The organism is Mycobacterium farcinogenes, assembly GCF_019739075.1.
GTDB classification, from domain to species: domain Bacteria; phylum Actinomycetota; class Actinomycetes; order Mycobacteriales; family Mycobacteriaceae; genus Mycobacterium; species Mycobacterium senegalense.
Map to the genome: position 1 here is coordinate 4,731,041 of NZ_CP081673.1, position 20,247 is coordinate 4,751,287.

Annotated in this window: 19 protein-coding genes; 8 read left to right on the top strand and 11 right to left on the bottom strand. The window is 67.7% G+C overall.

Annotation, left to right across the window (positions count from 1 at the left end; genetic code table 11):
• Position 1 precedes the first annotated feature (1 nt).
• Both nuoN and K6L26_RS22485 read left to right on the top strand, forming a co-directional pair.
• Positions 2-1,567, top strand: a complete 1,566-nt coding sequence (gene nuoN, locus K6L26_RS22480; protein ID WP_019343201.1) for an NADH-quinone oxidoreductase subunit NuoN — start codon at positions 2-4, stop codon at positions 1,565-1,567.
• A gap of 57 nt (positions 1,568-1,624) precedes the next feature.
• On the top strand, positions 1,625-2,401 hold the full coding sequence (locus tag K6L26_RS22485; RefSeq protein WP_221851580.1) for an enoyl-CoA hydratase: 777 nt from the start codon (positions 1,625-1,627) through the stop codon (positions 2,399-2,401).
• Here K6L26_RS22485 and K6L26_RS22490 read toward each other — a convergent pair.
• The 5 genes from K6L26_RS22490 to K6L26_RS22510 all read right to left on the bottom strand — a co-directional run bounded on the left by K6L26_RS22490 (position 2,398) and on the right by K6L26_RS22510 (position 7,600).
• The gene (locus K6L26_RS22490) at positions 2,398-3,444 is read right to left on the bottom strand and encodes a zinc-dependent alcohol dehydrogenase family protein (RefSeq protein ID WP_221851582.1); all 1,047 of its coding nucleotides are present in this window, start codon (positions 3,442-3,444) and stop codon (positions 2,398-2,400) included. The genes K6L26_RS22485 and K6L26_RS22490 overlap by 4 nt on opposite strands.
• A 30-nt stretch (positions 3,445-3,474) precedes the next feature.
• Complete coding sequence (locus tag K6L26_RS22495) at positions 3,475-4,149, bottom strand: PIG-L deacetylase family protein (RefSeq protein ID WP_019343204.1); 675 nt, start codon at positions 4,147-4,149, stop codon at positions 3,475-3,477.
• 98 nt (positions 4,150-4,247) lie between these two features.
• A complete protein-coding gene (locus K6L26_RS22500; protein ID WP_047040202.1) occupies positions 4,248-5,612 on the bottom strand; it encodes an LLM class flavin-dependent oxidoreductase in 1,365 nt (454 codons plus the stop codon).
• Positions 5,609-6,895, bottom strand: a complete 1,287-nt coding sequence (locus K6L26_RS22505) for an MFS transporter (RefSeq protein WP_047040201.1) — start codon at positions 6,893-6,895, stop codon at positions 5,609-5,611. The genes K6L26_RS22500 and K6L26_RS22505 overlap by 4 nt, the downstream gene beginning before the upstream one ends.
• A 96-nt stretch (positions 6,896-6,991) precedes the next feature.
• Complete coding sequence (locus tag K6L26_RS22510) at positions 6,992-7,600, bottom strand: TetR/AcrR family transcriptional regulator (protein ID WP_043368241.1); 609 nt, start codon at positions 7,598-7,600, stop codon at positions 6,992-6,994.
• Positions 7,601-7,645: 45 nt separating this feature from the next.
• Between K6L26_RS22510 and K6L26_RS22515 the strand changes: the two genes are divergently transcribed.
• Both K6L26_RS22515 and K6L26_RS22520 read left to right on the top strand, forming a co-directional pair.
• Complete coding sequence (locus tag K6L26_RS22515; RefSeq protein ID WP_019344772.1) at positions 7,646-8,791, top strand: phosphotransferase family protein; 1,146 nt, start codon at positions 7,646-7,648, stop codon at positions 8,789-8,791.
• Positions 8,792-9,907, top strand: a complete 1,116-nt coding sequence (locus K6L26_RS22520; RefSeq protein ID WP_221851584.1) for an Rv3169 family protein — start codon at positions 8,792-8,794, stop codon at positions 9,905-9,907.
• 156 nt (positions 9,908-10,063) lie between these two features.
• Here the strand turns inward: K6L26_RS22520 and K6L26_RS22525 are convergent, their stop codons facing one another.
• The 3 genes from K6L26_RS22525 to K6L26_RS22535 form a co-directional block, all read right to left on the bottom strand.
• The gene (locus K6L26_RS22525) at positions 10,064-10,465 is read right to left on the bottom strand and encodes a DUF4345 domain-containing protein (protein ID WP_221851585.1); all 402 of its coding nucleotides are present in this window, start codon (positions 10,463-10,465) and stop codon (positions 10,064-10,066) included.
• 137 nt (positions 10,466-10,602) lie between these two features.
• The gene (locus K6L26_RS22530; protein WP_221851587.1) at positions 10,603-12,093 is read right to left on the bottom strand and encodes a flavin-containing monooxygenase; all 1,491 of its coding nucleotides are present in this window, start codon (positions 12,091-12,093) and stop codon (positions 10,603-10,605) included.
• Positions 12,094-12,138: 45 nt separating this feature from the next.
• Positions 12,139-13,119, bottom strand: a complete 981-nt coding sequence (locus K6L26_RS22535) for a TIGR03617 family F420-dependent LLM class oxidoreductase (protein ID WP_047040249.1) — start codon at positions 13,117-13,119, stop codon at positions 12,139-12,141.
• Positions 13,120-13,146: 27 nt separating this feature from the next.
• On the opposite strand from K6L26_RS22535, the gene K6L26_RS22540 reads away from it, so the two are divergent.
• The gene (locus K6L26_RS22540) at positions 13,147-14,499 is read left to right on the top strand and encodes a flavin monoamine oxidase family protein (RefSeq protein WP_221851589.1); all 1,353 of its coding nucleotides are present in this window, start codon (positions 13,147-13,149) and stop codon (positions 14,497-14,499) included.
• Here K6L26_RS22540 and K6L26_RS22545 read toward each other — a convergent pair.
• Together K6L26_RS22545 and K6L26_RS22550 are read right to left on the bottom strand one after the other, a co-directional pair.
• A complete protein-coding gene (locus K6L26_RS22545; protein WP_221851591.1) occupies positions 14,489-15,415 on the bottom strand; it encodes an alpha/beta fold hydrolase in 927 nt (308 codons plus the stop codon). The genes K6L26_RS22540 and K6L26_RS22545 overlap by 11 nt on opposite strands.
• Before the next feature lie 43 nt (positions 15,416-15,458).
• Positions 15,459-16,556, bottom strand: a complete 1,098-nt coding sequence (locus K6L26_RS22550; RefSeq protein ID WP_221851593.1) for an NAD(P)-dependent alcohol dehydrogenase — start codon at positions 16,554-16,556, stop codon at positions 15,459-15,461.
• 69 nt (positions 16,557-16,625) lie between these two features.
• Between K6L26_RS22550 and K6L26_RS22555 the strand changes: the two genes are divergently transcribed.
• A complete protein-coding gene (locus K6L26_RS22555; protein ID WP_076211470.1) occupies positions 16,626-17,597 on the top strand; it encodes an NADPH:quinone oxidoreductase family protein in 972 nt (323 codons plus the stop codon).
• Positions 17,598-17,603: 6 nt separating this feature from the next.
• Here K6L26_RS22555 and K6L26_RS22560 read toward each other — a convergent pair whose 3' ends face one another.
• The gene (locus K6L26_RS22560) at positions 17,604-18,191 is read right to left on the bottom strand and encodes a TetR/AcrR family transcriptional regulator (RefSeq protein WP_221851594.1); all 588 of its coding nucleotides are present in this window, start codon (positions 18,189-18,191) and stop codon (positions 17,604-17,606) included.
• An 80-nt stretch (positions 18,192-18,271) separates the two neighbouring features.
• On the opposite strand from K6L26_RS22560, the gene K6L26_RS22565 reads away from it, so the two are divergent.
• Positions 18,272-19,024 (top strand): SDR family oxidoreductase, encoded by a 753-nt coding sequence (locus K6L26_RS22565; RefSeq protein ID WP_221851596.1) that lies wholly within the window; start codon positions 18,272-18,274, stop codon positions 19,022-19,024.
• Positions 19,024-20,211 carry a Cmx/CmrA family chloramphenicol efflux MFS transporter gene (locus K6L26_RS22570; RefSeq protein WP_221851598.1) on the top strand — a complete coding sequence of 396 codons (1,188 nt, stop codon included), beginning with the start codon at positions 19,024-19,026 and terminating at the stop codon, positions 20,209-20,211. Before K6L26_RS22565 ends, K6L26_RS22570 begins: the two co-directional genes overlap by 1 nt.
• The last annotated feature ends 36 nt before the right edge of the window (positions 20,212-20,247 follow it).

Sequence of the window (20,247 nt, forward strand, 5' to 3'; positions counted from 1 at the left end):
CATGGTGACGCCGAGCATCGAGTACGGCCTGCTCTCCCCCATGCTGATCGTTTTCGGGGTGGGAGTGGCCGGCGTGCTGGTCGAGGCCTTCCTGCCGCGGCCCGCGCGTTACGGCGTGCAGGTTGCCCTGGCACTGGGCGGGTTGGTGGCAGCCGTGGTGGCGGTGGTCCTGCTGGCCCGGGACCTGCACGGGACTCCCGGCAGGCCTGCCGTGCTGGGTTCGGTGGTACTCGACGCCCCGGCGCTGTTCCTGCAGGGGACGATCGCGCTCGTCGGCATTCTCGGAATCCTGCTCATCGCCGAACGCCAGTCGGCCGCAGAGACTTCTGACGGCCCCCGCGGTCTCGACGGGTTCACCCCACAGGCATCGGCGGTGCCGGGCAGTGTGGCCGAGCAGCTGGCCACCAAGACCGGTGTGATGCAGACGGAAGTTTTCCCGCTGACCATGTTCGCGATCGGCGGCATGCTGTTGTTCGGAGCCGCCGACGATCTGCTGACCATGTTCATCGCCCTGGAAGTGCTCTCACTGCCGCTCTACCTGCTGTGCGGGCTGGCCCGCCGGCGGCGGCTGCTGTCGCAAGAGGCCTCGCTCAAGTACTTTCTGCTTGGCGCGTTCTCGTCGGCGTTCTTCCTGTACGGCGCGGCCATGCTGTACGGCTACGCCGGGACGCTGGACCTGGCCGGGATCGCCACTGCCGTGGACACCAGAGCGCCCAACACCCCGCTGGCACTGATCGGCGTGGCCCTGTTGCTGGTCGGGCTGTTGTTCAAAGTCGGTGCCGTTCCGTTCCATTCGTGGATCCCCGACGTCTACCAGGGCGCCCCCACCGCGATCACCGCGTTCATGGCCGCGGCCACCAAGATAGCCGCGTTCGGCGCGACACTGCGCATCTTCTACGTCGCACTACCCCAGTTGCGCGACGATTGGCGGCCGGTGCTGTGGGCGATCGCGATCCTGACCATGGTGGTCGGCACCATCACCGCTGTCACCCAGACCGACGTCAAACGGATGCTGGCCTACTCGGCGGTGGCGCATTCCGGGTTCATCCTCACCGGTGTGATCGCGGCCAACCCGGCCGGGGTCTCCTCGACGTTGTTCTATCTGTTCGCCTACGGATTCAGCACTCTCGGCGCGTTCGCGGTCGTCGGCCTGGTCCGCAACCGCACCGGCGAAGAAGCCACCGGGATGGCCCAGTGGGCCGGCCTGGGCCGGCGGTATCCGATTGTCGGCGTGGTCTTTTCGCTGTTCCTGCTGGCATTCGCCGGGATTCCGCTGACCAGTGGATTCGTCAGCAAGTTTGCGGTGTTCAAGGCTGCGGGTGAAGGCGGCGCGATCCCCCTGGTCATCGTCGGCGTCATCGCCAGTGCCGTCGCGGCGTACTTCTACGTGCGGGTGATCGTGCTGATGTTCTTCACCGATCCACCCGACGATGCACCGGAAGTCGTCGTCCCCAGTGGACTGTCCACCGCCGTCATCACCGTCACCGCGGCCGTCACCTTCGCACTCGGCGCACTGCCACAGCCCCTGCTGGATCTGGCAAACAACGCCCAGGTGTTCCTGCGCTGAGCGCTCATCGCGAGCAGACGCAATCTCGCACAAATGTGCGGCGTAGCATGCGATTTTATGTCTGCTCGCGATGTTGTCCTGACCGCTGACCACGGCGCCGTCCGGGTTCTCACCCTCAATCGCCCACAGGCACGGAATGCCCTGGGCCGCGAGCTGATCGAGGAACTCTACGCCGCGCTGGACACCGCCGATTCCGACATCTCCGTGCGGGCGATCGTGCTCACCGGCACCGACCCGGCCTTCTGCGCGGGCGTCGACCTGAAAGAGGCGCAAACGCTCGGCATGGAGTATTTCGAGCAATTCCGATTGCACAACTGCATCACCAAGACCGGCGAGCTGCGTACCCCGATCATCGGCGCGGTCAACGGAGCGACGTTCACCGGTGGACTGGAGATGGCGCTGGGTTGCGACTTCCTGATCGCCTCCGAGCGTGCGGTTTTCGCCGATACCCACGCCCGGGTCGGCATCCTGCCCGGGGGTGGGATGACGGCACGGCTTCCGCATGTAGTGGGTGCCGCCATGGCTCGCCGCCTGTCGATGACGGGCGAGGTAGTCGATGCGGCGCGCGCCGAACGCCTGGGTCTGGTCACCGAAGTGGTGCCGCACGAGGCGCTGTTGGGCCGCGCGCTGGAGCTCGCGGCTCAGATCGCCGAGGTGCCCGGGCCGACCATGGCCGGGCTCAAGGAGATCTATACCCGCGGTACGACGCCGCTGATCGCCCCCGCACTGGCCGCCGAGCAGGATATCGCCGGGGCACAGAGCCGTGACTTCGACGGCCTGGGCGAACGTTATCAAGCGGTGGCTCAACGCAACCGAGGTCAGATCGACGGCTAGGCCAACGGCCCGGGTTCGATGATCGTCATCCCAGCTCCGGCCAACTCGTCCATCGCGGCCATCGCCACACCAGCCTCGTCGAGACCCACCACACGGGTCACCAACCGCTCCGGGTCCAACGCTCCGGACGCGATGAGGTCGAGCATTGCCGGATAGTCGACGGCGGGCATGCCGTGCGACCCGAGAATCGAGAGTTCCTGCGCGATCACCCGGTCCATGGGGAACGCGGTCCGCGCCGCGTCCCCGAGGAGTAGGCCGACTTGAATGTGCCGCCCGCGCCGCCGTAATGCCGCGACCGACGCTGCCGCGAGCGCCGGATGACCAAGGGCGTCAACACCGATGTGTACGCCACCACCGGTGCGTTCCACCACTTCTGCGGCAAGGCCGGCCGTTTCGCTGCTGTCGACGAGTTCGTCGGCACCAAACTCACCGGCCGCCGTCAAGGCGGCCTCGTTCACGTCGACCGCGACGACATTGGCGCCGAACGCCTTCGCGATCATCACCGCCGAGAGGCCGACCCCGCCACAGCCGTACACTGCCACCCATTGGCCGGGCGCTACTGCGCCATGGGTGACCACGGCCCGGAACGACGTCGCGAACCGGCACCCCAGCGAGGCAGCCGCAGCGAACGAGACACTTTCGGGCAGGCGGACGAGATTGGTCTGAGCCCGCGGTACCGCCACCCGCTGAGCGAACGATCCCGGCAACGTGAAGCCCGGCTGCTCCTGGTCGGGGCACACCTGGGCGTCGCCGTCCGCACAGAACTCGCATCGCCCGCAGCCCAGCACGAACGGGGCCGTCACGCGATCCCCCACCTGCCAGCCGCAGACGCCGGCCCCGACGGCCGCTATCACCCCGGCGAATTCGTGCCCGGGAATGATCGGCAGCGCCACGGGATCATGGCCACGCCAGGCATGCCAGTCGGATCGACACAGACCGGTGGCCGCGACATCGACGACCACTCCGTCGTCGGGGCACTCGGGATCAGCGACCTCGACCACCGCCGGCAGCACGCCGAACTCGGAATACACCACTGCACGCACAGTGGTGATGGTAGGCGGCGCCGGCGAGGCTCAGCGATGGCGTTTCAGGATGAAGCCGACGGTCCGCTCGCCGAATCCAGGCAATGCCGGTGTGGACATCTCCACCTGTCGGCGCGCCTGCTCGACCACCGGCGTGTCCGGATCCAGCACCGACAGGTAAACCTCATGAGCGGCAAGCGAATTCACAGCAGACTCGACGTAACCGTCGACCACCTCACAGTGCGTCGGTTCCGGCCCGTTCTCGAAGAGCCAGGCCGGTGCATCGACCAGCGAGTCATGAGCAGCCGCCACTGCGTGGGCGAACTCGATGTGATCTCGCTGGTTCGGAGCGTCGGGCGCCCAGCTCGGGCCGCTGTAGATGGTGACGACGACGTCGGGCCGCAACGCCGCGATGGCCTCGGCGATCTTCGCCCGCAACTCAGGGGTATTGCGGATGTTGCTGTCCGGAAACTCCCAGAACTGCACGTCGTCCACCCCCACGATGGCCGCCGACCGGCGCTGCTCCTCTTCCCGCAGCGGTCCGGCCTCCTCGGGCGCCATCCCCGCGATACCTACCTCGCCGCGTGACGCCAGCGCGTAATGCACGGTCTTGCCGGCAGCGGTCCACTTCGCCACGGCCGCGCCGATCCCGTATTCGGGGTCGTCCGGGTGCGGCACCAGTACCAGCGCGGTCTGCCATTCGGTGGGGAAGGGTTGTACCGCCATGGCTAGCTCGCCCGCGTGTTGTGAGCGGGCCGGCTCAGCCACCGCCAGTCATGTTCGGCGTTCATCACACCAGTGTCGGACCTCAACGATGGTTCATGTCAACCCCAACTCTGCGGTCGGTAGGCAGCGCCCGGGTGCTCAGCGGCCAGCAACGGTCCGCCGCCTCCGAGCCGCTCGCGCAGTGTGACCCGCTCGGCCCGGTCGGGCACGCGGCCGCGGCGACGTAATTCCGGCACGACATGGCGAGCGAAGTCGACGAACGTGCCGGGAGTCGTGACATAGGCCAGGTTGAACCCGTCGACGTCGGCCTCCTCCACCCAACGTTCGAGTTCGTCGGCCACCTCGGCCGGCGAGCCGACCACTACCGGGCCACGCCCACCGAGGCCGACCTCGTGAGCCAGCTCGCCCGCCGTCCAGTTCCGGTCGGAGGTGGTGAACGATGCCAGCGCAGAGCGATTTGCCTCGGTCTGGACGTACCGCAGGGGTTCGTCCGCCCCGAGTTCGGACAGGTCAACCCCGGTCCAGCCACCGAACAACGCCAGTGCGCCTTCGGTGCTGACAAACCGCCGGTAGTCGTGCAACTTGGCGACGGCCTCTTCGCGGGTTTCGGCGACGATCGGGGTGAGCATCGTGAACACCTTGATGGACCGGGGATCTCGTCCGCGTTCCGCGGCTGCGGTGCGCAATGCCTTGACGGGCCTGGCCACGATCTCGGGCGTCGGGCCCGATACGAACACCGCCTCCGCGTGAGCCGCGGCGAAGCGGACTCCTCGCGGTGAAGCGCCCGCCTGAAACAACGTCGGCGTGCGCTGCGGAGACGGTTCGCACAGGAACGGCCCCGGGACGCTGAAGTAGCGCCCTTTGTGTTCGATGTCGTGGACCTTCGCCGGATCTGTGAACACTGCTCGTTCGCGGTCGCGGACGACGGCGTCGGGTTCCCAGGATGCCTCCCACAACTTGTAGCAGACCTCGAGGTACTCCTCGGCGATCTCGTACCGCTCGTCATGCGGGATCTGGGCATCCAGACCGAGATTCCGGGCCGCACTGTCGAGGTAGGAGGTGACGATGTTCCACCCCACCCGACCACCGGTCAGGTGATCCAGGGTCGAGAACCGGCGCGCCAGTGCGTAGGGCTGCTCATAGGTCAGCGACGCCGTGACACCGAATCCCAGGGTGTCGGTGACCGCCGCCATCGCCGAAACAGCCAAGGTCGGGTCGTTGACCGGTACCTGTGCGGCGTCGACCACCGCCGCATCGCGCGAACCGCCGTACACGTCGTACACGCCGAGCACGTCGGCGAGAAACAACGCGTCGAAGCCACCGGCCTCCAGTGTTCGGGCCAATTCCGTCCAGTAACCGAGTTCCCGGTACCGGTAGCCCTGGTCTTCTGGGTGCCGCCACAGACCGGCGGACTGGTGCCCGACGCAAGCCATGTCGAAGGCGTTTAGATAGATCCTGGTCATCGGACATCCCCGATCTCGTCCAGATGTGTCTCCCGCGCGAAATAGGCGGCGGTGAAGGTGATCGCGGTCAGCACCGCGAAGTAGCCGACGATCAGCCAGGGGCTGCCGCCACCGGCGACCAGCAGGGCCGCCGCGATCAACGGTGCGAAACCGCCCGAGAGCACCGCGCCGATCTGATACCCCAACGAGGCACCGCTGTAGCGCACCCGGGTATCGAACAGTTCCCCGAACCAGGCGGCCTGCGGCCCGTACATGGCGTCGTGAGCGATGTTGACGCCGAACACGATCGACAACACGATCGCGATGTGCGATCCGGTCTGCGCCGCGACGAAGAACAGGATCAGGGCCAACACTCCGGTCACCGCTCCGAACAGGTATGGCGGCCGCCTGCCGATCCGGTCGGACAACAGAGCCCACGCCGGCGTGCTGATCAGGCCGACGGCCGACGCGATCAGTACGGCAGTCAAGCCGACCTGACCACCCGCGGCCGACGAATCCTGGAGGTAGGTCAACGAATACGTGGTCAACAGGACGAACAACGCGATCTGCGAGAACCGCAGTCCGGTGGTGATCAACACATTGCGCGGCTGGGTGCGCAGGACTTCCAGCACCGGAAGCCGCGCCACCTCGCCGCGGTCCCGAACCCGGGTGAACATCTCGGCATCGGTGAGCCTGAGCCGGATCACCAGACCCACGACGACCAGAACGGCACTGAGCAAGAAGGGTATTCGCCAACCGTAGGCCAGGAAGGCCTCGGGTCCGGTGGCCGACCGGGTGAGGTAGAAGACCGCCGTCGACAGCAACATGCCCGCCGGCGAACCCAATTGGGTGAAGCTGCCGAACAAACCGCGCCGACCCGGCGGTGCGTGCTCCACCGAGAGCAATGCCGCACCACCCCATTCGGCACCCACCGCCAAGCCCTGGAGCAGCCGCAGACCCACCAGCAGTACCGGTGCGAGCAGCCCGATCTGGGCGTAGGTCGGCAGCAGCCCGATCGCGAACGTGCTCAGGCCCATGCCCACCAGCGCGATGACCAGAACGGTCTTGCGCCCCAGCCGATCTCCGTAGTGGCCCGATATCAGGGCACCCAGCGGCCGGGCACCGAACCCCGCGGCATAGGTCGCGAACGAGGCCAACGTGCCGGCAGTCGACGAGATGTTCGGGAAGAACAGCGGTTTGAAGACCAGCGCCGCGGCCGTGGCATAGAGGTAGAAGTCGTACCACTCGATCGTGGTGCCGACCGCACTGCCCAACGCGACGGTGCGCGCACTCGGCGTGGTCACTGAACGGGGTTCGGCAAGAGTCACGTCAGCGCAGGTTATGCAGCCTCCGGACCACTCGGAAGGGTTGTCCTCAGGCTGAGGTAAAGGCGTCGGACCTCACTTGCTGACGGTGGCCCCGTGCACCAGGATCGCCGCCGTCTGCGCCACCCACTCGTCGTCGAGCTCACGCTCGGGCCACAGCAGCATCCGCAACATGGTCGACCCGCCGATCAGCTCCACCAGACGGTCCGGGTCGACATCCGGTTGCACCTCGCCGCGCATGATCCCGTCGACGATTCGGGCGCGCACCGTGACGAAGGTTCCCGCGAACCGCTGCATCACCCGGGCATTGAGGTCGGTGTCGGCCACGACGTCGGCCACCAGACCGGGCAGCGCCGCACGCATCACCGGGCTGGTGAACACGTCGCGCGCGGCACCGATCATCGCCCGGATGTCAGCGGCAATGTCGCCCGCCGGCGTCGTCAACGCCGTCGCGGCAGCCGGAAACACTGCTTCGTGCACCAACTCCGCCTTACTCGACCACCGGCGGTACAGCGCGGTTTTGGTGGTCTGGGCGCGCTCGGCGACGGCCGCCATGGTCAAGTTGGCGTAACCGATTTCGACAAGCAGGTCCGTAGTCGCCTGCAATATGGCAGCGTCGATGCGCGGGTCTCGGGGACGTCCCGCTCCGGCGGTCTTGCCAAGCGGTGATGGCTCTGCTTTCATAACGCTACTAACAGTATCGTAATTGTGGCCGTAAGGAACAGTTGAATGGCAAACGAGGCCGTGGACGCTCCTGTCGAGAACGTCGACCACCTGCAACGCTCCAGCCGTGACGTCACCACCCTGCCATCGGTGCTGTCGAAATGGCTGTCCACCGTGATGCCCGGCGGTGTCACCCCCGAAATCACCGTGGAGAGCGGGGTCGACTCCAACGGCATGTCCTCGGAGACGATCATGCTGACCGGCCGCTGGGAAGAAGACGGCGAGTCCAAGGAGCAGAAGTGGGTGGCCCGCGTCGCCCCCACCGCCGACGACGTCCCGGTGTTCTCGTCCTACCGTCTTGACCACCAGTTCGAGGTGATGCGCCAGGTCGGCGAACTCACCGACGTACCCGTGCCCAACGTGCGCTGGATCGACACCGCCGGAGAGGTGCTCGGCACCCCGTTCTTCCTGATGGACCGGGTCGACGGACAGGTGCCCCCGGACGTCATGCCCTACACCTTCGGCGGCAACTGGTTCGCCGACGCCCCCCTCGACCGCCAGCGCGAGCTGCAAGACCGCACCGTCGAGGTACTGGCGAAACTGCATGCGATCCCCGACGCCGCCGAGCGCTTCGCGTACCTGTCCGAGGTGGATCCGCCCGGTGAGACCCCGCTGCACCGGCGCTTCGCCTGGCTGAAGGACTGGTACGAGTACTCGGTTCCCGACATCGGCCGTTCCCCGTTGGTCGAACGCGCGCTGACGTGGCTGGAGGACAATTTCCCCGAGGATGTGGCGGCGTCGGAAACCGTTCTGACGTGGGGCGACTCCCGCATCGGCAACGTGCTCTACGACAACTTCCGGCCGGCGGCCGTACTCGACTGGGAGATGGCCACCATCGGCCCCCGTGAACTCGATGTCTCCTGGATCATCTTTGCGCACATGGTGTTTCAGGAACTGGCGGGCATGGCCGGGCTGGCGGGTCTGCCGGACGTCATGCGTGAGGAGGACGTCCGCGCCACCTACCGGGAACTGACCGGGGCGGAACTCGGCGACCTGCGCTGGTTCTACGTCTACTCAGGTGTCATCTGGTGTTGCGTGTTCATGCGCACCGGTGCCCGGCGGGTGCACTTCGGCGAAACCGAGAAACCCGACAATGTCGAAACGATGTTCTACCACGCGCCGTTGCTGCGGCGCCTGATCGAGGAGTCGTAAATGCTCGGCCCGATGGACGAATTCCCGGTCCACCAAGTCCCCCAACCGATCGCCTGGCCCGGATCGTCGGACCGGAACTTCTACGACCGTTCGTACTTCAACGCCCATGACCGCACCGGAGACATCTTCGTCATCACCGGTCTGGGCTACTACCCCAACCTCGGGGTGAAGGACGCCTATTTCCTGGTACGACGCGGAGATGAGCAGACAGCCGTCCACCTGTCCGACGCGATCGACCAGGACCGGCTCAACCAGCACGTCGGCGCCTACCGGGTCGAGGTCCCCGAGCCGCTCAAGAAGGTCCGCATCGTGCTCGAGGAAACCGAGGGCATCGCCGCGGATCTCACCTGGAACGGGCTCTTCGACGCCGTCCAGGAACAGCCCCACCTGATGCGTCAGGGCAACCGGGTGACTCTCGATGCCCAGAGATTTGCCCAATTGGGTTCCTGGAGCGGCTATCTGGAGATCGACGGTCAGCGCATCGACGTGGACCCGGAAACCTGGATCGGCTCGCGCGATCGATCTTGGGGAATCCGGCCGATCGGTGAGGCCGAACCCGCCGGACGCCCCGCCGACCCGCCGTTCGAAGGCATGTGGTGGCTGTATGTTCCGATGGCGTTCGACGACTTCTCGATCGTCTTCATCATCCAGGAGGAGCCCAACGGCTTCCGCTCGCTCAACGACTGCAGCCGGGTGTTCAAGGACGGCCGCGTCGAGCAGCTCGGCTGGCCACGGGTGAAGATCCACTACCGTTCCGGCACCCGAATTCCCACCGGGGCCACCATCGAGGCCACCACGCCGGACGGCACCCCGGTCCGGTTCGACGTGGAATCCAAACTGCCCGTGCCGATTCACGTCGGCGGCGGTTACGGCGGCGACGCCGACTGGATCCACGGCGTGTGGAAGGGCGAGAAGTTCACCGAACGCCGCACCTACGACATGAACGACCCGGCAGTCGTCGGCCGGACCGCATTCGGCGTGATCGACCATGTCGGACGGGCACTTTGCACCGAGGGCAACGCAGCGCCGGTGGAAGGATGGGGCTTGTTCGAGCACGGCGCACTCGGCCGGCACGACCCCTCCGGCTTCGCCGACTGGCTCACCGTCGCCCCGTAGACCCATCGTTTGTCACGCCAGAGTGGCTGTCGCCGTCGACGGCCACTCTGGCGTGACAGAGCACGGGGGCCCGAACCGTCGGAACCACTCTGGCGTGACGTTCGGGCGTGAGAGTCACTCTGGCGTGACAACGGGCCGGCGTGACGTAGGCCCGGCTCAGGAGGTCCAGAACAGCGCGCCCGCACCGATCGCCTCGACCAGGCAGTAGAACCAGTTGGGATAGAAGGCCGTCCGTTCGTCGAACACCGCTGAGACCGCGCGGCCGACCGCCATTCCGGCCAGCGCGGCGCCGACGGTGATCAGTATCCCGGTGCGCACGTGCCCCGGCGCCACGGCCGCGTAAGCCAGCACCGCGGCCATGGCGAGACCGAAACCGCCATACACGCCACGGACTTCCGCGCGGGCCGCTGCAGTTCTGAGGTCATAGTCGAACGGACGCAAGATCGTCTGCGGAGCCGCCAGCGCATACACACCCATCCCGACGAAGAACATCCCGACGACGGCGATGACGGCGTTGCTCACGGTCTTACCTCCTGTTTCGCGTTGTCCGCCCAGCATGCAGACTCAACGCGTGCCGGCGCTTCCACAAACCAGCCGCTGACGACGGGCCTTCGTATCCGGACGCCGTGACGAGCGTGCGCAGAATGTCGGTGAAATGCGGCGTGCCGGGCGACAGACACGCACGCTCGCGGTGATTAGGAAGCAGCCTCGGCGGCGGGAGCAGGCACGGGGGCACGACCGAAGACCATCGACTCGTCGATGCGGTCGAAACGGTGGTCGATGGCGTCCAGCACGTAGTTGTGCCGCACGTGCCACGGCCGCTTCGTGCCCGAACGCGGCAACGCATGCTCAGAACGCTGGATGTAGCCGGCCTCGAGATCCCACGTCCGCTTCTCGGGCATCGGTACCGCGCCCTTGTGCGGATAGGCATGGGTGTAACCGTGAGCACCCATGTAGGCCAAGAGGTTTGCGAAAGCCCGCGCGGTCATGTCGGCTCGCAGTGTCCATGACGCGTTGGTGTAACCGATGCACCAGGCCAGGTTCGGCACGTCCTCGAGCAGGAACTCCTTGTAGACGAACCGCTCGGTCGGCTTGACCTCGTGACCGTCCACTGCCAGCCGGATCCCGCCGAGGGCTTGCAGTTGCAGGCCGGTCGCGGTGACGATCACGTCGGCATCGACCCGCCCACCCGACTTCAACACGATGCCCGCGGCGTCGATGTGGTCGATGTGATCGGTGACGATATCGACCCGGCCGTCACTGATGTGCTCGTAGAGGTCGCCGTCGAGCACCAGGCACATGCGCTGGTCCCACGGGTTGTATCGCGGCTTGAAATGCACGTCGACGGGATAGCCCTCGGGCAGCGCGGCGATGGTGCGGTTGCGGACCAGCCAGCGCCCGAACTTGGGTGCCTTGCGGAACATGAAATACGTCAGCATATGGATCGCCGCGTTGCGGGCCCGCACCACCTGGTGAGACAGCCTGCGCGGCAGGATCTTCCGGATGGCTTGCACCATCGGGTCGATGCGCGCCATCGACATCATGTAGGTCGGTGAGCGCTGCAGCATCGTCACGTGGGCGGCCTGCTGGGCCAGGGCGGGCACCAGGCTGATCGCCGTGGCACCGCTGCCGATCACCACCACACGCTTGCCGGAGTAATCCAGGGACTCGGGCCAGAACTGCGGGTGCACCACCTCACCGGCGAAGCTGTCGATACCGGGGAATTCCGGGGTGTAGGGCTCGTCGTAGTTGTAGTAGCCGGTGCCGCAGAACAGGTACCGGCACCGGTAGGTCCTCGGTTGTCCGTCCTGCTCGGTCTGCACGGTCCAGGTGTCGGTGCCCGAATCCCAATCCGCGGACAACACATGGGTGTTGAACCGGATGTGCCGGTCGATGCCGTGTTCGCGCGCCATCTCGGTGAGATAGGCGCGGATGTCGTCGCCGTCGGCCACGTTCTCCGGCTTGGTCCACGGCTGGTACGGGAAGCTCAACGTGAAGATGTCGCTGTCCGAGCGGATCCCCGGGTAGCGGAACAGGTCCCAGGTGCCGCCGATCCGCTCCCGGCGTTCCAGCACGGCGTACGTCAGGCCAGGGCTCTTCTCGTGCACCCGGAAGGCCGCACCCAGCCCTGAAATCCCGGCTCCGATGATGAGTACATCCGTGTACTCCGGATCCACCGCACCCATGGCGAACCTCCTTTGGTCCCGGCGAGTACCACCCAGCCTAGGTGCTCAGTCGCGCAGCGCGTCAACGATCTGGGCAAGCGAATCCAGCGCGATGGGACCCGGTTGATACAGGCAGATCCGGTCGGACACCCCGCCCACCCGATCCCGGATATGGGCAGCGATGTCGGCGGGGCTGCCGCAGGCGGCGATGGTGTGCAGCACCTCGTCGTCGATCAGCGAACCCATCTCCTGCCACCGGCCCTGTTTGGACAGCGCATTGAGCTCGGGCTGCAAATCGCCCCAGCCGTGCACCTCCAGCACCGGGCGGTACGCCGGGGTCGAGCCGTAGAAGGCCAGTAGCCGCCGTGCCGCGTCGTGATCGTCTCCCGCCGACACGATGATCTCCGGGACGATGGCCAGCTCCCCTGCGTCGCGGTCGGCGGCGGCGAGCCCCTCACGGACCGCCGGCAATGTCGCCTCATGGAGGAACCTCTTGGACCCGAACGGCATGACCAGCAGGCCGTCGGCGAACTGCGCGGTGGCCCGGGTGAGCCGGGGCCCCAACGCGCCGACGTAGATCGGCGGCGGACCGTACGGGTTGTCCCGCGGCGTGAACGTCGGCGTCATCAGCGTGTGCCGGTAGTACTCGCCTCTAAAATTCAAGGAGCCGAGTCCGTCTGGGTTCTCCCAGGCGGCGAAGATCGCCCGCAACGCCGCGACGAACTCGGACATCCGAGCCACCGGGCGGTCGAACTGCGCGCCGAAGCGCTTCTCGATCTGGGTGCGGATCTGCGTGCCGAGCCCCAGGGTGAAGCGGCCGCCGGACAGGATCTGGTGGTCGATCGCCTGGTGCGCCAGGTGAATCGGGTTGCGGGGAAAGGCGATTGCCACGTTGGTCATCAGGTCCAGCCCGCCCACCGTCGCTGCCAGGGTCAAGGGGGTGAACACATCGTGGGGCCCCTCGAAGGTGAACACCCCGTCGGCGCCGGCCTCACGCAAGGCCGCGGCCCGGTCGATGGCCCCCTGCGGCCCGAACAACGCTGTCATCACCTTCACGCGTGAGAGCCTAGACAGGTGAGCATCCCAACGAGCACCGACGTCGTCGTGGTCGGCGCCGGCTTCGCCGGCCTGTCCGCCGCGCGCGCCCTGGTCCGACTCGGACACCAGGTGGTGGTGCTGGAGGGGCGGGACCGCGTCGGCGGACGCTCGTCGACCACCACGATCGCCGAGGTGCCGGTCGACCTGGGCGGCACATTCGTCGGCCCCACCCAAGATGCGGTGCTGGCGCTGGCCGACGAACTCGGGTGCGACACGGTGCGCACCTACGACCGCGGCAAGAACCTGATCCGGTGGCACGGCCGGGTGCGCTCGTACCGCAGCACCATCCCGCGGCTGTCGATGATGGAACTGTTCGACGTCTCCCGGATCCAGTGGCGCTTCGAACGGCTGTGCCGAGGCATCCAGGTCAGCGAGCCGTGGAAGAGCGCGAACGCCCACGAACTCGATGAGCTCAGCCTCGAAAAATGGTTGCGTTCGGCCGGTGCGGGCGCCTCCACCCGCAACCTCATGGCGATCATGTCGCGAGTGACCTGGGGTGCCGAGCCCGACGAGGTTTCGATGCTGCACGCCGCCCGCTACGTCAAAGCCGCCGGTGGGCTGGACCGCATGCTCGACGTGCGCGACGGAGCCCAGCAGGACCGGTTTCCCGGGGGCACCCAGCAGATCGCGGCCAAGATGTCCGACGAACTCGGAGACCGGGTGGTGCTCGACGCCCCCGTCGGCGGCATCGAGCGCCGCCCCGACGGCACCGTGGCGGTGAGTTGCCCGGCCGGTGAGGTACTGGCTCGTGCGGTGATCGTGGCGATACCGCCGGCGCACCGGGGAGCTATCGAGTTCAACCCGCCGCTGCCCAAGCCGTACACCGAGCTGGCCGAGAACTGGCCGCAGGGCAACCTGAGCAAGGCCTACGCCGCCTACGAACGACCGTTCTGGCGGGCCAACGGCTGTTCGGGCGAGGCCTTGTCCGACGAAGGCCCGGTGTTCATCACCTTCGACGTCAGCCCCGGCGACGGAGGTCCCGGAATCCTGTTGGGGTTCACCGACGCCCGCACGTTCGACCGGCTGTCTGCCGACCAACGGCGCGAGCAGGCCCTGTCCGGATTCGCCACCCTGTTCGGCGACGCGGCGCTCAAGCCGATCGACTACGTCGACCACTGTTGGGGCACAGAACCGTTCGCGCCCGGTGGACCCACCGCCGCAGTGCCGCCTGGATCGTGGACACAGTACGGCCGGTGGCTGCGCGAACCGGTGGATTCCATCCATTGGGCCGGCACCGAAACCGCCGATGAATGGACAGGATTCCTCGACGGGGCGGTCCGGTCCGGTCAGCGCGCGGCAGCCGAAGTCGCCGGCCGGCTTACTGGCTGACTGCCCGGGGAAAAGCCACCGATTCGGCCAGGGCCCGCAACTGGGCGTTCACCTGTGCCGGGCACTCCAGAATGGCGCAGTGCCCTCCGGGCACCTCGACGAAGGCGCTGAGGTTCGGGACATCGGCCGCGATCCGGCGCGACGCGTTGATGGGCAGCAACCGGTCTTTGACGCTGCCGATCACCAGCGTCGGCACCGACAGGTTACGGACCGAGATGTGTTGTGAGCCCAGCCCGTTGACCAGAGTGCGGGCCCACCCGCCGCGACCGGCGGCCGGGGTCTCGGCGAACAGCCGGTAGACGAACTCGGCGACCCACGGCTCGGCATCGTGGCCGACGGCCAGATGCGCGACGAGACGCTTGTTGGGGCGCTCGGCGATCCGGGGCATCCAAGCACCGCCCAAAGTCCTGATCGCGGTACCGGCCGTGCGAATCCGGGTGGCCGCCAACGGCGCCGGGACCCGCAGCAGGTTCACGTCGCGCACCAGGTCACCGGTGGTGGTGTTGATCAGAGCGACGGCGTCGGCACGGGCGGCCACCCGGGCCGGGTAGCGCTGCGACCACGAGGTGATCGCGATGCCACCCATGGAATGTCCGGCGACGACTGCCCTTTCGCCGGGATTCAGCGTGGCGTCGAGTACCGCGTCCAGGTCGGCCGCGAGGTGGTTGAGGCTGTAGCGGTGCCGCCCGCGCGGGGTCTCGCTGCGGCCGTGACCGCGGTGGTCGTAGGCGATGACGCGGTAGTCGGTGGCCAAATCGGCGATCTGGTGGGCCCAGACGCCGATGGCGCAGGTGATGCCGTGGGCCAGCACGATCGGGTAACCGTCCTGCGGCCCGAATACCTCGGCATGCAACCGCACGCCGTCGACGGCACGCACCTCGACAGCGCGTCCCGGTGGTAGCTGGGGAAGGGCCATGTTGCTCCGATCATTGGCGTCGTTGCCGGTCGAATCCGAGGTTCTATGAGCCTACCGCGTCGGTGATCAGCACCGGTTTGACGACGTCAGCGGCCTTGGCGGCGGCCCAGGCCCGGTCGAAGCCGGCAAACGGGTAGCGGGTCACGATTCTGTCGAGCGGGAGTTCGCCACGGCGGTGCAGATCGACCAGGCGCGGGATGAAGGTCTGCGGCTCGCTGTCGCCCTCCACCACACCGCGCACGGTCAGGCCCTTGCCCATGATCGCCGCGACGGGCAGCTCGGCGGTCAGTGCGCCGAGACCCAGCAGTGCCAGCGTGCCGCGCTCCCGCAGCACCCCGACCGCCGCGGCCAGTACGTCGGGACGGGCGGTGGTGTCCACTACGCCGGCCACTCCCCCGGTCAGCTCCAGCACGGCGGCGGCGACGTCGGAAGCTATGGGGTCGATGGTGGCAGTAGCCCCCAGTTCGGTTGCCAGCGTGCGCCGCTGCGCGATCGGGTCGACCGCGACGACGGTGCGGCAGCCCGCGATACGGGCACCCATCACCGCCGAGAGCCCGACGGCTCCGGCCCCGAACACCACGATCGCATCGTCGGGTTGCGGTGCGAGCACGTTGAGCACTGCGCCCACCCCGGTCTGCACGCTACATCCCAGCGGGGCGGCCAACGCCGGGTCGATCGGGTCGGACAACACCACCGCGTTGCGACTGCCCGCGATCGCATAGGTGCAGAAGCTGGACTGGCCGAAGAAGCCGCCGCCGACGGGAGCACCGTCGAGATGCAGGGCACTGGATTCATCGCGACGGCTACCGCGCATGTTGAGATCGGTGGAGCGCTCGCAGTAGGCCGGGCTGTCGGCCCGACAGTTGGTACAGGTGCCGCAACTGGCGAAGGTGAGTACCACCTGGTCGCCGACCCTGGGAGTGGCCTCCGGTCCGACCTGGATCACCGTGCCCGCACCTTCGTGGCCGAACACCATGGGTAGCTTGCGGAATCGTGCTGCCACACTTACGTCGGTGTGGCAGATGCCTACCGCCTCGATTCGGACCAGAACCTCGTCGCCAACCGGCTCCCGAATCTGGACGTCGGTGAGCTGCGGATCGGCACCGGCGTCGAGCAGTACCGCGGCGCGGGCGTTGAGCATCCGGTGATGCTAACCACCAACTTGACACCTGTCACAATTGGCTGGCGACCCCACCAGAAGGAGACACCGATGCGTGCAGCACAGATCACCACCCTCGACGGTCCGGATGCGGTGCGGGTGGCCGAGGTGGACGAGCCCTCCAGCGCCGACGAGGTTGTGATCGACGTCCACGCCGCTGGAGTCGCCTTCCCCGACGCGCTGCTCACCCGCGGTCTCTACCAGTACAAGCCGGAGCTTCCGTTCACCCCCGGTGCCGAGATCGCCGGCGTGGTGCGCAGTGCCCCGGCCGATGCCCATGTCGCCGCCGGCGACCGCGTGCTCGGCCTGACCATGTTGTCGGGCGGCATGGCCGAAGTCGTCGCCCTGCCCGCCGAGCGCGTGTTCCCGCTGCCGGATGCCGTGTCGTTCGAGGCCGGCGCCGGGATCCTGTTCAACGACCTGACCGTGCAGTTCGCGCTGCGCACCCGCGGCCGTTTGACCCAGGGCGAGACCGTGCTGGTGCACGGCGCGGCCGGCGGCATCGGCACCTCGGCGCTGCGTCTGGCCCCTGCGCTGGGCGCCGCGCGCACCATCGCGGTGGTCTCGACCGAGGAGAAGGCCGAGATCGCCCGGGCCGCAGGCGCATCGGATGTGGTGCTGGCCGAGGGATTCCGCGAGGCGGTCAAGGAACTCACCGGCGGCCGCGGCGTGGATGTGGTCCTCGACCCGGTCGGCGGTGACCGCTTCACCGACTCGCTGCGCTCGCTGGCCGTGGGCGGACGGTTGTTGGTGGTCGGGTTCACCGGCGGCGAGATCCCCACGGTCAAGGTCAACCGCCTGCTGCTCAACAACGTCGACGTGATCGGCGCGGGCTGGGGTGCCTGGACCTTCTCGCACCCCGGCTATCTGCAGGAGCAGTGGGCCGAACTGCAGCCGCTGCTGGCCTCCGGCGCGGTGCCCCCACCGCAGCCCGAGGTGTATCCACTGGAGCAGGCCGCCCAGGCCATCGCGTCACTGGAAAACCGCAGCGCCAAGGGCAAAGTGGTGCTGAAACTCAGGTAGCCGGGCTCACGGCAGTGCCCGGGCCGCGATCTCGGCCACCCGGTCGAGGGTGGCCCGCGGAACGCGGTCGCGGGCAGCTTGGGCGATGCCGCTCAGCGTGGACATGACGTACTGGGCCAGCGCCTGGGCATCGGTGTCGGCCGGCACGTCTCCGGCTGCGATGTCGGCGCTGACCTTGTCGGCGAGCTCATCGGTTTTCTGGCGACGGATGCGTCGCAGAGCGGCCCGCACATCCGGATCGACGGTGCCGTCGTCGCCGCTGACGATCAGGCATCCGTTGGGCAGGCCGCGGCGGGTATAGCGGGCCGGAGCTTGCCGGAGGATCCGGGCGAAGGCGCCGCGGGCGGTGGCCTCTTCCCGCAGCGCGGCGTTGATGAACCCGCCGTAGCGCTCGTCGTATACCTGCACCGCCTCGTTGAACAGGCATTGCTTGTCGCCGAAAGCGGCGTAGATACTCGGGATTCCGATGCCCAGCGCGTTGCTCAGATCGCGCGTGGATGTGGCCTCGTATCCGCGCTCCCAGAACAGCAGGATCGCCTTGTCCAAGGCCGCGTCGCGGTCGAATGAGCGGGGCCGTCCGCGTACCGGGGTCATCCAGCCATTCTATAGCGACCGCTAGCTAATGTGCTAGCGTCGAATTCTGTATCGACCGCTAAAGAAAGGTTGGCACCAACATGCCCCCTCTGATCGGCAAGACCGCCCTGGTGACCGGCGCCAGCCGGGGAATCGGCCGCGCCATCGCCCTTCGGCTGGCCCGCGACGGCGCCCGCATCGGCGTGCACTACGGCAGCCGCGCCGACGCCGCCGAACAGACCGTGCGGCAGATCGCCGAGGCCGGCGGCGAGGCGTTCGCGGTTTCGGCGACGCTCGGCGTCACCGGCGACGCATCGCAGCTCTGGCGGGCCTTCGACGGCCACGCCGACGGCCTCGACATCCTGGTGAACAATGCCGGGATACTCGGCGGACGAATCGCTTTCGACGAGCTGACCGAATCGACCTACGACGAGATCTTCGCGGTGAACACTCGCGCGCCGGTCTTCATCACCCAGCAGGGCTTGTCCCGGATCCGCGACAACGGCCGCATCGTCAACATCTCGACGCGGTTCACCCACGGCTCCCGGATACCCGAGCTGCTCGCCTACGCGATGTCCAAGGCCGCCCTCGATTCGTTCACCGCAACTCTGGCCAAACACGTTGCGCCACGGGGCATCACGGTGAACGCCGTGGGGCCGGGAAGCACCGATACCGACATGAATGCGGCCCGATTGGCCTCCGTGGAGGGACGGGCTGCCGTAGCGGCACAGTCACCGTTCAACCGCGTCGCCACCCCGGCCGATGTCGCCGACATCGTCGCGTTCCTGGCCTCCGAGGATTCCCGGTGGGTGACCGGTCAATGGGTCGACGCCAGCGGAGGGTCGATGCTCTGATGCCGGTCGCGATCTGGATCATCGGTGCCGCGATATTCGCCCAGGGCACAAGCGAACTCATGCTCGCCGGCCTGCTTCCCGAGTTGTCGGCCGATCTCGGTGTGACGATTCCACAAGCCGGCCTGCTGGTATCGGTGTTCGCGCTCGGCATGCTGATCGGCGCACCCATTCTCGCCGTCACCACACTGCGTTGGCCACGCCGGCGGGCCTTGCTGGCATTTCTGACGATCTTCGTCCTGGCACATGTCGCCGGTGCACTCACCGATTCCTACCCCGTGCTGGTGGCGCTCAGGTTCGTCGCGGCATTCGTCTACGCCGGGTTCTGGGCCGTCGGCGCGGGTACCGCGATGTCACTGGTCTCCCCCGACCGGCGCGGCCGCGCGATGAGCATCGTGGCAGGCGGACTCACTGTGGCCACCGTGATCGGGCTGCCCACAGGCACCTGGATCGGCCAGAACCTGGGCTGGCGCGGCGCGTTCTGGGCCGTCGCAGCCATGTCTGCCCTGGCCGCGGGCGCGGTGCTGGCGGCTGTTCCGACGGGACGCCCCGACACCGCGCCGCGGATGGCCGACGAGTTGCGCGGGCTCGCGGTGCCGCGGCTGTGGCTGTCCTACGCCATGACCGCGGTCAGCACCGCGGCATTGCTCGGTACCTTCACCTATCTCGGCGCGATGCTGATCACCACCAGCGGCCTGAAGTCCGAATGGGTGCCGGTGGTGCTGTTCGGCTACGGCGTGGGCGCGCTGGCCGGGATGGCGGTGGGCGGCTACGCGGCAGATCGCTGGCCGCACGGAGTGCTGCTGATCGGATTCGGCGGGTTGTGCGTCGTTCTGGCCGGAATCGGCATCGTCAGCCACCATGCGTTGGCGGTCGGCGCGCTGAGTGTGCTGCTCGGGCTGACCGGGTTCAGTACAAACCCGGCGCTGAACTCGCGGGTCTTCGCGCTGGGCGCGTCCGCGCCGACACTGACCGCCGCCGGAACCACCTCCGCGTTCAACGTCGGGATCGCCCTCGGGCCGTGGCTGGCCGGGCTGGCCCTCACGGCCGGGGCGGGCTACCCGGTCGTGCCGTGGATCGGCGCCGGGCTCGCCGTCGGCGCTCTGGCACTGTTCGTCCTGGACGTCACCCTGGCGCGGGGTCAGCGTGCCGACGCACAGCCGCTGCCCGTCGTGCCGTGTCCGACCTGAACCGCGGCCGGCGGAATAGCGGCGCGCCGCTCGGTG

What these genes read in the sequence shown, in the direction of transcription:
- nuoN (WP_019343201.1), top strand. Translation starts at nt 2, where the DNA reads ATGGTGACGCCGAGCATCGAGTACGGCCTGCTCTCCCCCATGCTGATC.
- K6L26_RS22485 (WP_221851580.1), top strand. Translation starts at nt 1,625, where the DNA reads ATGTCTGCTCGCGATGTTGTCCTGACCGCTGACCACGGCGCCGTCCGG.
- K6L26_RS22495 (WP_019343204.1), bottom strand. Translation starts at nt 4,149, where the DNA reads ATGGCGGTACAACCCTTCCCCACCGAATGGCAGACCGCGCTGGTACTG.
- K6L26_RS22500 (WP_047040202.1), bottom strand. Translation starts at nt 5,612, where the DNA reads ATGACCAGGATCTATCTAAACGCCTTCGACATGGCTTGCGTCGGGCAC.
- K6L26_RS22510 (WP_043368241.1), bottom strand. Translation starts at nt 7,600, where the DNA reads ATGAAAGCAGAGCCATCACCGCTTGGCAAGACCGCCGGAGCGGGACGT.
- K6L26_RS22515 (WP_019344772.1), top strand. Translation starts at nt 7,646, where the DNA reads ATGGCAAACGAGGCCGTGGACGCTCCTGTCGAGAACGTCGACCACCTG.
- K6L26_RS22520 (WP_221851584.1), top strand. Translation starts at nt 8,792, where the DNA reads ATGCTCGGCCCGATGGACGAATTCCCGGTCCACCAAGTCCCCCAACCG.
- K6L26_RS22525 (WP_221851585.1), bottom strand. Translation starts at nt 10,465, where the DNA reads ATGCTGGGCGGACAACGCGAAACAGGAGGTAAGACCGTGAGCAACGCC.
- K6L26_RS22530 (WP_221851587.1), bottom strand. Translation starts at nt 12,093, where the DNA reads ATGGGTGCGGTGGATCCGGAGTACACGGATGTACTCATCATCGGAGCC.
- K6L26_RS22535 (WP_047040249.1), bottom strand. Translation starts at nt 13,119, where the DNA reads ATGACAGCGTTGTTCGGGCCGCAGGGGGCCATCGACCGGGCCGCGGCC.
- K6L26_RS22545 (WP_221851591.1), bottom strand. Translation starts at nt 15,415, where the DNA reads ATGGCCCTTCCCCAGCTACCACCGGGACGCGCTGTCGAGGTGCGTGCC.
- K6L26_RS22550 (WP_221851593.1), bottom strand. Translation starts at nt 16,556, where the DNA reads ATGCTCAACGCCCGCGCCGCGGTACTGCTCGACGCCGGTGCCGATCCG.
- K6L26_RS22555 (WP_076211470.1), top strand. Translation starts at nt 16,626, where the DNA reads ATGCGTGCAGCACAGATCACCACCCTCGACGGTCCGGATGCGGTGCGG.
- K6L26_RS22560 (WP_221851594.1), bottom strand. Translation starts at nt 18,191, where the DNA reads ATGACCCCGGTACGCGGACGGCCCCGCTCATTCGACCGCGACGCGGCC.
- K6L26_RS22565 (WP_221851596.1), top strand. Translation starts at nt 18,272, where the DNA reads ATGCCCCCTCTGATCGGCAAGACCGCCCTGGTGACCGGCGCCAGCCGG.
- K6L26_RS22570 (WP_221851598.1), top strand. Translation starts at nt 19,024, where the DNA reads ATGCCGGTCGCGATCTGGATCATCGGTGCCGCGATATTCGCCCAGGGC.